Below are 11,182 nucleotides of genomic sequence, written 5' to 3' on the forward strand. Positions count from 1 at the left end.
CGACACAGATTTTGGTTTGGTGTGCGTCCGATACTGACGTGTGAATGCTCTTCACGAGAACACAAAGCCACGGTGGGCGTTCGCCTTGTTGATAAGAGCGGCGTCAGGATGGTCTGACGGCTTGGACGGAAGCAGAAGCGCCGCCTTCAGAGTCGCGGCGAACGCTGTTCCGCCCCCGTCGCGGCCATCGGTCTTTAACTGCGCCATGCGCGGCTTGGAGATCCGAAGCTCGTAGCTGGTGTTGAAGGCGATCAGGCCTGCATCGTAGGCGCGGTGATGCAGGGCACAGAAGGCGACGCCGTTTGGCGTTTCGTCTGTGCTGCCGGGCTGACCGACGGGCAGGACGTGAGCGGCATCCAAAAGCTCAAGTTGGATGCCGCAGGCGGCGCATTGGTGAGCGTAAGCGGTGAGGACTTTCGCGCGAAACCGACGATCCCGGAGATAGCGGAGGATCGTCCTCAAAACTCGCTTCCGCTCTGGCGTCGTCACCGCGCCGTCGATATCTGTCTGACTGACAGTGGTCGGGTCTGATGTCATGTCGACCAACAGCGTCAGTTCGGCCGGGTCAACCTTAGCGTCGTGCAGGGCCCGAAGGTATTCGATGTAGAGGCCCAGGAACCCTGGTTTTATCGCGAAAACCAGTTCCGCACTGCTTTTCACATGTAGGGCGAGTCCTGTGGCGACCGCTGCATCCAAGGCCTTCGCCTTGATCTGAATTGAGGGGGAGGTACCGAGCGGCCCGGCATGGGCCTTGACGTCGAAGCCGGCGAAGACATCCCGGTCTTCGTCATAGCCGAGGATGACGGTCAGGTAGTCCGCACCTTGGGCGAAGATCTTCGCTGCGGTGGGTTGAATGCGCCACTCGTCCTTGGGGCGACCGGTTCCGCCCGGGGTTAAGGTCAAGAGATAGACCTTAAGGTCGAGGCGCTCGCCGCCGCGCCAGATCCGATAATCGCGCGGCTGGTGCTCCGAACTGGTTCGTAAGGACTGCCACCCACCCGCGCTCAGGCTTTGCTCGAACTTGGCGAAGAGAATCGTTGGGTGAACAGCTGGCATGCCGTCAGCTTCTCACAGATTGCACGGGCGAGGGATTGGTTCCACCGGAGTTGAGTCCGACATTTTAACGGCGACCGCCTGATTACCGTGGAGCTCGGCCTCGGCGATGGCCTGACGACGGCTCCGTGGGGGCCGACGGCCTTCGAGCCTGACCGCGCTGTCGTCTGAACCGACCCGATACTATGACTCGGAGTTGAGGTTGAGGAATGTCTCATCTGCTGCTCGACGCCAAGTTCTGCTCGTGGCGCTTTGCGGACTGCCGAAGGGCTGAACCTGACTCGTGTCGGACCTTGGGGGCGTCCGCTCAATGGCTGGGCCTAACCAGACCGCCTATGAGAATAGTTACCGGAGCTCGGCCTACTGGGCGTAGCTGCTTCCTCATCGGATAGAATCGACCCAGCTTCGCAACTCTTAATCACTGGACGCATAATGGGTTTCTCCGACCTCTTGGCCATATTGGGCGTCGTCGGCTTAGCCAGCCATGCTGGATGTCGCCGTTAGACCGGCCCAAAAGCAGGCATTCAGCGCTTGGCTCGGCCGTCTAGCTTCGCGTGCTGGGAAGATCGGTTACGGCGGCTCGGCTTTCCTCGACAAAGTCTTTGGAAAGCCGGTCTTCTCGCTAAAGGCGGTCCCCCGCTACGCGCTGATTTCGCTTTGCTCCATTGCCCTCTCCTACGCATTTGCCGTCCTTAGCTCACCTCCGCACGTTCAGCCCTTCATCACGATATTTCCGGAAGGAATGACGGCGCTTAGTGCGACGATCCTAACGTCCGCTTCCAGGCTCGTCACCAATGTGCGCTGTTGGCGCGTCGCCGACATCAGCGCGGATAGGCGAGGACACCTGGCGATAAGCCGACGAAAACCCCTCCGGTGAGGCAAGAATAACGAACCCTCTCAGGAGGGCTCATCAGTGCGACAGCCCGATGGGAAGATGGCTCTTGTCGTGACGGCCCACCCGCTCCACTAGAGTCTGTTCATCAGCGTTCATGCCAATGACCTCGACTTCGGCCCCCTGCTTCCGATAACGGAAAACGACCTTGTCGACAGCGGCGACGCCTGTCAGGTCCCACAGGTGGGCGTCGGTCATATCGATCTCCACGCGCCTGGGGCTGCCGTGGTGTTCGAAGGCTGCGGCGAAGACATCGGCCGAAGCGAAGAACAACTGCCCAGACACGCGGTAGCGCAAGACGCCGTCTTCCGGCGTTTCAATCTCTTCGACGACCACGGTCTTACCGACCTTGCGCATGAAGAAGACGGCCGAGAGGATCACGCCCAGGACGACGCCCTTGGACAGATCATGGGTGGCCACGACAGTCGCCGTCGTGGCGATCATGACGATGGACGACTGGAACGGCGTTGAGCGCAGCTTCAGGACTGAGCCCCAGTCGAAGGTTCCGATGGACACCATGATCATCACCGCCACCAGAGCCGCCATGGGTATCCGCGCCACCCAATCCTGAAGCACCAGGATCAGGAACAAGAGGAAAAGGCCGGCCCATAGCGTGGACAGGCGGCCTCGCGCGCCGGAGGTCACATTGATGATCGACTGGCCGATCATGGCGCAACCCGCCATGCCGCCGAACAGCGGCGACAGGATGTTGGCGATGCCCTGACCGCGCGTCTCGCGGTCCTTGTCGGAAGGCGTGTCGGTCAGGTCGTCGATCAGGTTCGCCGTCAGCAGGCTTTCCAGCAGACCGACGAAGGCCAGGGTGGCCGAGACCGGGGCGATGATGGCGAAGGTCTCCCAGGTCAGCGGGACGGCCGGCAGATGGAAGATCGGCAGGGACGAAGGCATCTGCCCCATGTCGCCGACCGTGCGGACATCCAGACCGGTCATCATCACGAAGCCGCTGATCAGGACGATGGCGACCAGGGGCGAAGGCACGGCCTTGGTCAGGCGAGGGAAGCCGTAGATGATGGCCAGGGCAGCGCCGACCAGAGCGAAGGTCTGCCAGTTGGCGCCGATCAGTTCCGGCATCTGAGCCAGGAAGATCAGGATGGCCAGAGAGTTGACGAAGCCGGTCATGACGCTGCGGCTGACGAAGCGGATGTAGCGGCCCAGTTTCAGCAGGCCGATGATGATCTGAAAGACGCCGCACAGGATCGATGCGGCGAACAGGTATTCCAGGCCATGATCACGGACGAGCGTAACCATGAGCAGGGCCATGGCGCCGGTCGCGGCCGAGATCATGGCGGGTCGCCCACCGACGAAGGCGATGGTCACGGCGATGACGAAGCTGGCGTAAAGGCCCACGGCGGGATCGACGCCGGCGATGATGGAGAAGGCGATGGCCTCCGGGATCAGGGCCAGCGCCACGACGGTGCCCGCCAGCAAATCGCGGCGAGGGTTGGCGAGCCATTGCTGGCGCGCGGAAGCAATAATGGACATTCGGGATTTCATTTGGACGAGCCGCATGCGGCGGCTCTGTTTCCCGACGGATCGGCGGACGGGATAGCCACCCGGCAGCCCAAGGGCGCCGAGTCCAAGGTGAACGACGGCATGCATGCCGCTACGGGGCTTTGAATGCAAGATCCGTCACGTTCACTGCGCAAGAGGTTTGGACGAATCGACGGGGGGCGGCCGCCTGTTTCAGGCACCCGCGACGGGTGCGGCTAGTGTCAAATCAATGCGACGGCGACCCCGCTTGCGGCGGTCAGGGCAACGACTATCCATGGTGGGCACTTCCACACCGTCAGCAGAACAAAGCCCGCCAGCGCCACGAAGAAGTCGATCGCACTCAGGATCGCGCCGGTTCCTACAGGGGTATAGAGGGCGAAAGCCAGAATGCCGACGACTGCCGCGTTCGCGCCGCGCATCGCCGCCTGGGCCGCCGGTCGGGCGCGCAGCAGACTCCAGAACGGCAGCACCCCTGTCACCAGCAGCAATCCCGGCGCGAAGATCGCCACTAGACAAAGGGCGGCCCCGGCCAATCCATTCGGAGAAGGCTCCATGGCGGCGCCCAGATAGGCGGCGAAGGTGAAAAGCGGCCCCGGTACGGCTTGGGCCGCGCCATAGCCCGCAAGAAAGCCATTGGAATCGATCCAGCCGGGCTGCACCACGCCTTCTTCGAGCAGGGGCAGAACGACGTGACCGCCTCCGAAAACGAAGGCGCCGGCTCGATAGAAGACGTCCAGCAAGGCGACGCCGTGGAGTCCTGTCGCCATGGAGGCGAGCGGCAAGCCCGCCAGAAGCAGAAGGAACACGGCCAGGGCCGTTGCGCCGGCGCGCCGTGAAATCGGGAAGCTTGGAGTCGATGCTGATGTGGCGCTCGTCGTCCGGCAGAGGCGCAGCCCCGCCAGGCCGCCGATGACGATGGCGACGATCTGACCTGTCGCTCCGCCGAGCAACATCAGGATTACAGCAGCGGCTAGGCCGATGGCCGCTCTTTGCCAGTCGGGGGTCAGGGTGCGGGCCATCCCCCAGACCGCCTGAGCGACCACAGCCACGGCCACCAGCTTCAGTCCATGCAGCAGGCCCATTCCAACCGGACCGTTGAGCGAGGCTGCGCCCATGGCGAACAAGACCAGAAGCGCGGCGGACGGCAGTGTGAAGGCGCACCATGCCGCAACGCCGCCCAATGGGCCGGCGCGCCACAAGCCCAAAGCGTAGCCCGCTTGGCTGGAGGCTGGACCGGGCAGGAATTGGCACATGGCGACCAAGTCGGCGTATCCGGCTTCATCGATCCAACGGCGTCGCGAGACCAACTCGTCCCGGAAATAGCCGAGGTGCGCCACGGGCCCGCCGAACGACGTGAGGCCGAGCTTGAGGAAGACCGCGAAGACCTCTGTCGGCGAACCGGCCAGTGGCGCGCTCGGGCGCCCGTGGACTGAGTTGGATTCGCCGCTGATTTCCGTGGCCATTCTCTAACAATCCAGCCTGAGGCTACGCAGACCTGGTCGCGATCGCGGACAGGTCGTTGGCCGCATCGATCGGCACGCCTGACGCCTTCCGCTCGGAATAGCGATCCACCAACTGGCCGGCATGGGCGCGGGTCAGGACGGTGAAGCGCACCAGTTCCTCCATCACGTCGACGATGCGATCATAGTAGCTGGACGACTTCATGCGGCCGTCGTCGCCGAACTCCATGAAGGCCTTGGCGACGCTGGACTGGTTGGGGATGGTGATCATCCGCATCCAGCGGCCGAGCAGGCGCAGGGTGTTGACGGCGTTGAAACTCTGCGAGCCGCCGGAGACCTGCATGACCGCCAGGGTGCGGCCCTGGGTCGGACGCATGCCGCCCATGCTGAGCGGCAGGTGATCGATCTGCAGCTTCATGATCCCGGAAATCTGGCCGTGGCGCTCCGGGCTGCTCCAGACCATGCCCTCCGACCACAGGGCGTGCTCGCGCAGTTCATGGACGGCGGGATGATCGTCGTAGGCGACCTGATCGGTCAGCGGCAGGTCGGACGGATCGAAGATGCGCGTCTCGCAGCCCATGAAGCGCAGAAGGCGGGCGGCCTCCTCGACGCACAGCCGGGAAAAGGACCGATCCCGCAGCGAGCCGTAGAGCAGCAGGATGCGCGGCGGATGGTCGTTCGGACCGAGGCCCAGCGCGGGGCAGCTGGACAGATAGGCCGGGTCGAGCGCGGGCAGGTGGTCGGGATCGGGCAGGTCGCGAAGGCGGGTCATTGGATACGCAGATCCTTGAACATGAAGGTCGCCGATGCCGGGCACAGGCCGCTGAACTGGCGAGAGGCGGCGATGGCGGGCGGCGCGGCTGACCGAAGGGCGACCGAGTAGCCGCGCCGCCGGAAGAAGGCGGCGGCCGAGGTCGTGAGCAGATAGAGGCTGGCAGCGCCTTGCTGGGCGGCTTCAGTTTCGAGCCAGGACAGGATCGCCCCGCCGTGACCGCCGCCGCGACGGCCGTCAGGGACGACGATGGAGCGGATCAGGACGTCGGGCCCGACCTGCTCCAGCCCGCCGTAGCCGACCAGCCCCTCGCCATTCTCAAAGCGGAAGAAGCGCCGGTCGGGTTCGTGGAGGTCATCCGTCGGCAGTCCGGCAGCCTCCAGCGCGGCGATCAGGTCGGCGGTGGGTTCGGGCAACGCCGAGACGTTGAAGGCCATCAGCAGGCGTCCTTCTTCGGGGCGGTCGCGGGGAAGTAGCGGCGGCCCAGCCACAGGGCGACCGACACCAGCAGGATCAGCACCGGGACCTCGACCAGCGGGCCGATGACCGCCGCGAAGGCGACCGGCGACGCCAGCCCGAAGGCGGCGATGGCGACGGCGATCGCCAGTTCAAAATTGTTGGAGGCGGCGGTGAAGGCCAGGGCCGTGGTGCGCGGATAGTCCGCCTCGATCAACCGTCCCATCAGGAAGCTGACCACGAACATGACGAAGAAGTAGATCGTCAGCGGAATGGCGATGCGCAGCGCATCCAGCGGCAGGGCGACCACCTCGCCGCCCTTGAGGCTGAACATGGCGACGATGGTGAAGAGAAGGGCGATCAGGGTGATCGGCGCGATGCGCGGCAGGAAGCGCGTCTCGTACCAGTCATTTCCCTTCCTCGCGACCAGCGCCCGCCGGGTCAGGAAACCGCCGAGGAAGGGCAGGCCCAGATAGACCAGGACGGCGCCGGCGATGGTCCAGACGGTGACGTCCACCACGCTGCTCTCCAGCCCGAACAGGGGCGGCAACACGGTCAGGAACAGCCAGGCGTAGAGGCTGAAGAAGGCGATCTGGAAGAGCGAATTGAAGGCGACCAGACCCGCCACATACTGGTTGTCGCCGCGCGCCAACTGGTTCCAGACCAGCACCATGGCGATGCAGCGGGCCAGACCGATCAGGATGACGCCGGTCATGTATTCCGGCTGGTCGCGCAGGAAGATGACCGCCAGCGCGAACATCAGCACCGGCCCCAGCACCCAGTTCTGGAACAGGGACAGGGCAAGCACGCGCCTGTCCGCGAAGACGCGCGGCAGTTCCTCGTACTTCACCCGCGCCAGCGGCGGATACATCATCAGGATCAGGCCGATGGCGATGGGGATGTTGGTCGTCCCGACCGACAGGCCGTCGATCCAGGCGGGAAGGCCCGGCACGACCGCACCCAGCAGCACGCCCAGCGCCATCGCGGCGAAAATCCAAAGTGTCAGCCAGCAGTCGAGGAAGGACAGGCGGCGCTTTGGCTGTTCAGTGATGACGGCGTCGACCATCAGCGGACCCTTCGGCCCTCAGTATCGATGACGACCTCGCCGTCCTCCTTGGTGAAGGGCTTAAGCCCCTCGGCCGGCAGAAGGTTGAGGACCGCCTCCGACGGTCGGCACAATCGCACCCCCAGCGGCGAGACGACGATCGGGCGGTTCAGCAGGATCGGATGGGCCTCGATGGCGTCCAGAAGCTGGTCATCCGTCAGGGCGGGATCGCCGAGGCCCAGTTCGGCGAAGGGCGTGCCCTTCTCGCGCAGAAGGCTGCGCAGCGGAACGCCCATGCGCCTGACCAGCTCCGTGATCATGGCGCGGCTGGGCGGCGTCTTCAGATACTCGATGACGTGGGGCTCGATCCCGGCGTGACGGATCAGGGCGAGGGCGTTGCGCGACGTTCCGCAGGCGGGGTTGTGATAGATGACGACGTCCATGAGGTCCTCAGGCGCGGCAGGGCGCGAGTTCGGCCAGAAGCGGCTCGCACAGGTCGGCGCGGCCCTGGCAGCAGTCCTTGAGCAGGAACAGGACCAGCGCCTGAAGACGGCTCAGATCGGCGCGGTAGATGATCGAGCGGCTGCGACGCTCCGAGCTGATCAGGCCCGCGCGGGACAGAACCCCAAGGTGCGCCGACATGGTGTTGGCGGGCACTGCCAGTGCGTCCGCGATCTCTCCGGCAGGCAGGCCAGCGGGTTCATGCCGGACCAGCAGGCGGAAGGTCTCCAGCCGCGTGGGCTGGGCCAGGGCGGCGAGGGCGAGAATGGCGGCTTCTGATTCCATGATTCCAAGATAATGGAATCAATAACGGAGTCAAAGGCCAACTAGCGCTCATGAATGTCGGCTTTGCGCGCGGATAAGAAAGGCCGCTTCTGGCGCTGTAGGGACCTTCGGCCTTCATCATCAATAAACGATGAGGCCCGAGGATCCGCAGCAGGGCAATTCGCTGAGCCTGACGAGGTGCCTTCGACACCCACCGGCCGCTATGACAAGGGTCTGGTTGTCAACGCGCCGGATCTGGCGCAGGTGGCCTGCCGGCTGGACGAGGAGGCGGACTTTTCGGACTGGGCTGAGGGGTCTCGGCGGTGCCCCGTCTCGCACGGGGCGCGGGGGGGACCTCGACCAGGCAGGCGAGGGCGGCCTGGATCTCCGGCTCCAGCTCCTTCAACGGGCGGTCGGTGGCCAGCCCGATGAACAGGGCGCCGTCGATCAGGGCGCTTATGCTGACTGCCGTCTGGCGCGGGCTCATCTTCAGGCGGATCTCCCCCCTGTGCGCCAGATGGGCGAGCCTTTCGGCGAGCAGGTCGAGGTTGCGTTCCAGAATGGGCCGGTGGAGGTCGTGCAGGGGGCCCGGGCGTACGCTCTCGGCGTGCATGTGCAGCCGGATGCGGGCGACGGTGGCGATGTCGAAGCCTAGCTGGCTCCTCAAGGAGGAGGCGACCTTGAGGAACTCCGGCCAGCTGTCCGGCAGGGTGGCCTCGGTCATGCTGCCGTAGCGCAGGGCTTCGGCGACCATCTCGTCCTTGTTGGAGAAGTGGACGTAGAGCGCTCCGGCGCTCAGTCCGGCGCGGCGGCGGATGTCGGCGATGGAGGTCCGCTCGACGCCCCGCTCGGCGATGCACTCGAACACCGCGCGCAGGATCCGCTCGCGCTGGGCGGCCATGTGCTCGGCGTTGCGTCTGGGCATGGGGACTCCGTCTGAACCCTGTTCGTCACGGATGGGCGGCCCCGGGTCAAGACCCTTGACAGCTCCTCAATAATGAATGAACGTCCGTTTTGTGACAAGGGAGGGACGTCATGAACTCGCGGACCTGGATGCTGGCCGGATCGGCTGTGGCGCTCGTTCTGGTTCCGGCGGCCCACGCCCAGGAGGCCCCCGCACAGGCGCATCGGATCGAGGACGTGATCGTCACCGCCGCCAAGCGCGAGGAGCGGGCGCTGGAGGCGCCCCAAGCCATCACCGCGCTCGGGGCTGAGGACCTGTCCCGGCTTGACGCCACCCAGTTCCGGGACTTCGCCGCCATGGTGCCCGCGCTCAGCTTTACCTCCGCCGGGGTCGGCCAGTCGCAGGTGTCGCTGCGCGGGGTGACCGCCGGCATCGACATCGGCCCGACCGTCGGGATCTACGTCGACGAGGTCCCCTATGGATCGAGCACCGCCTTCTCCAACGCCTCCTCCCTGGCCCTGGACGTCGGGTTGTTCGACGTCTCCCGCGTCGAGGTGCTGCGCGGGCCCCAGGGGACCCTTTATGGGGCTGGCGCCATGGGCGGCGTGCTCAAATATGTGACGCGGGCTCCCAGCCTCGCCGGGGACGACTATGCGCTGAGGGCGGGCGTGTCGGCGACCAGCGAAGGCGGCGTCAACGCCAACGCCGCGGCCTCGGGCAATGTGGTGTTGGCGGACCAGGCGGCGCTTCGCGGCTCCGCCTTCTATGCGCGCGACGCCGGCTTCATCGACAACCTCGCCGTGGACCGCGAGGATGTGGACCAGTCCACCGTCTACGGCGGCCGGCTCGACCTCCTGTTCCGGCCCAGCGATGACCTCGACCTCCGGCTGACCGCCTTCGCCCAGGAGATCTCGCGCGACGGCGTGCCCGCGGCGGACTTCACCCTGTCGGGTCAGCCGGTCGACGGGGAGCGCGAGCAGAGGCGCATGAAGGACGAGCCCTTCGAGCAGTCCTTCCGCTTGGTCAGCGCGACCGTCGACTACGACCTGGGTTGGGGGACCCTGACCTCGGTCTCCAGCTATCAGACGGCGGAGACGAGCTTCCGCCAGGACGCCTCGGCCCTCTATGTGCCGGTGCTCGGGGGGCTGGGGCTGGCGTTCAGCGCCGTGGCCGCCGACCAGGACCGCAGCGTCGACAAGTTCGCCCAGGAGATCCGCCTGGCCTCCGAGGGCGACGGCGTCCTGCAGTGGCTGGCGGGCGCCTACTACACTGACGAGCGCAGCCATAACGGCCAGCACGTCGTTGCCTACGACCTCGCCGGCGCCGTGTCGCCGATCAATCTGGCCACCGTCGCCATTCCCAGTCGCTACGAGGAGATCGCCGCCTTCGGCAATCTCACCTGGCGGATCAGCGACGACTTCGACGTGACCGGCGGCTTGCGCTACGCCCGCAACGACCAGAGCTTCGAGCAGATCGCCTCCGGCCTTCTGATCGGCCCGACCCCGCGGTCCGCGGCCAGCGACGAGGTGGTCACCTGGCTGGCCAACGCCCGCTACCGGCCCAACGAGCGGAGCATGGTCTATGCCCGTTTCGCCACGGGTTACCGGCCAGGTGGTCCGAACTTCGTAGTCAACGACCCGGTCACCGGCCTGCCGCTGGCCGACGCCACCTTCGCCTCCGACAGCCTGAAGAGCTACGAGCTCGGTTACAAGGCGGAGACGGCGGCGCGGGACTTCACGGTGGAGGCGGCTCTCTACCACATCGACTGGTCCGACATTCAGGTGACCACCGTGGCCGGGGGCGTGTCGGTGATCGCCAATGCCGGCGCCGCAGCCATCGACGGAGCCGAGGTGAGCGTCACCGCCCGGCCGTCGCCTCAGCTAACCCTGGGCGGCTCGCTCGCCTGGCAGGACGCGCGGCTCGACGAGGATGCGCCCCTGCTGGGCGGCGTCGCCGGCGACCCCCTGCCCAATGTGCCTGAGGTCTCGCTGGCCCTGACTGCGGACTATGAACTCTCCGGCGAGGGCTGGCGGCCGGTCGTAGGGGTCACGGTCCGCCACGTTGGAGAGCGCGTCGCCTCGTTCGACCTCAGCGCCGGCCTGCCGCAGTACGAGCTGCCCGCCTACACCGCCATCGACCTGCGGCTGGCGGGAACCTTCGGCTCCGTCGAGGGTCAGCTGTACGTGCGAAACCTGTTCGACGAGGCGGGCCAGCTTTCCGCCTCGACGGTCCTGTCCGGCGCCGGCGGCCCGGCCCAGGTGACCCTGCTGCAGCCCCGCACCGTCGGCGTGAGCCTCACCACCCGCTTCTAAGGCGGGTCCTCTTC

The 11,182-nt window shown here is 65.9% G+C and carries 10 protein-coding genes and 1 other annotated feature; of the genes, 1 reads left to right on the top strand and 9 read right to left on the bottom strand.

The window, feature by feature from the left end; all coding sequences use genetic code 11:
- Positions 1-51 precede the first annotated feature (51 nt).
- From DA69_RS04355 to DA69_RS04395, 9 genes are all read right to left on the bottom strand, one after another.
- Positions 52-1,056: an HNH endonuclease gene (locus tag DA69_RS04355; protein ID WP_025977286.1), complete on the bottom strand. Its 1,005-nt coding sequence runs from the start codon at positions 1,054-1,056 to the stop codon at positions 52-54.
- A gap of 907 nt (positions 1,057-1,963) precedes the next feature.
- Positions 1,964-3,439 carry a SulP family inorganic anion transporter gene (locus tag DA69_RS04360; RefSeq protein WP_235599244.1) on the bottom strand — a complete coding sequence of 492 codons (1,476 nt, stop codon included), beginning with the start codon at positions 3,437-3,439 and terminating at the stop codon, positions 1,964-1,966.
- Between the two features lie 43 nt (positions 3,440-3,482).
- Positions 3,483-3,544, bottom strand: a sequence feature (sul1 is cis-regulatory element that is thought to sense ions involved in sulfur or methionine metabolism; They are found in Alphaproteobacteria).
- A gap of 131 nt (positions 3,545-3,675) precedes the next feature.
- Positions 3,676-4,917: a chromate efflux transporter gene (gene chrA, locus DA69_RS04365; protein ID WP_029972516.1), complete on the bottom strand. Its 1,242-nt coding sequence runs from the start codon at positions 4,915-4,917 to the stop codon at positions 3,676-3,678.
- A gap of 22 nt (positions 4,918-4,939) precedes the next feature.
- Positions 4,940-5,686, bottom strand: coding sequence for an arsenical resistance protein ArsH (gene arsH / locus DA69_RS04370; RefSeq protein WP_025977283.1), 747 nt, complete (start codon positions 5,684-5,686; stop codon positions 4,940-4,942).
- Positions 5,683-6,123 carry an arsenic resistance N-acetyltransferase ArsN2 gene (gene arsN2 / locus DA69_RS04375; protein WP_025977282.1) on the bottom strand — a complete coding sequence of 147 codons (441 nt, stop codon included), beginning with the start codon at positions 6,121-6,123 and terminating at the stop codon, positions 5,683-5,685. Before arsN2 ends, arsH begins: the two co-directional genes overlap by 4 nt.
- On the bottom strand, positions 6,123-7,208 hold the full coding sequence (gene arsB, locus DA69_RS04380; RefSeq protein WP_029972515.1) for an ACR3 family arsenite efflux transporter: 1,086 nt from the start codon (positions 7,206-7,208) through the stop codon (positions 6,123-6,125). Before arsB ends, arsN2 begins: the two co-directional genes overlap by 1 nt.
- On the bottom strand, positions 7,208-7,630 hold the full coding sequence (arsC, locus tag DA69_RS04385) for an arsenate reductase (glutaredoxin) (RefSeq protein WP_025977280.1): 423 nt from the start codon (positions 7,628-7,630) through the stop codon (positions 7,208-7,210). The genes arsB and arsC overlap by 1 nt, the downstream gene beginning before the upstream one ends.
- Before the next feature lie 7 nt (positions 7,631-7,637).
- Positions 7,638-7,973 carry an ArsR/SmtB family transcription factor gene (locus DA69_RS04390; protein ID WP_025977279.1) on the bottom strand — a complete coding sequence of 112 codons (336 nt, stop codon included), beginning with the start codon at positions 7,971-7,973 and terminating at the stop codon, positions 7,638-7,640.
- A gap of 220 nt (positions 7,974-8,193) precedes the next feature.
- The gene (locus DA69_RS04395; RefSeq protein ID WP_025977278.1) at positions 8,194-8,877 is read right to left on the bottom strand and encodes a TetR/AcrR family transcriptional regulator; all 684 of its coding nucleotides are present in this window, start codon (positions 8,875-8,877) and stop codon (positions 8,194-8,196) included.
- A 110-nt stretch (positions 8,878-8,987) separates the two neighbouring features.
- On the opposite strand from DA69_RS04395, the gene DA69_RS04400 reads away from it, so the two are divergent.
- Positions 8,988-11,168: a TonB-dependent receptor gene (locus DA69_RS04400; protein WP_025977277.1), complete on the top strand. Its 2,181-nt coding sequence runs from the start codon at positions 8,988-8,990 to the stop codon at positions 11,166-11,168.
- Positions 11,169-11,182 lie beyond the last annotated feature (14 nt).

This window comes from Brevundimonas naejangsanensis (genome assembly GCF_000635915.2).
Taxonomy (GTDB): domain Bacteria; phylum Pseudomonadota; class Alphaproteobacteria; order Caulobacterales; family Caulobacteraceae; genus Brevundimonas; species Brevundimonas sanguinis.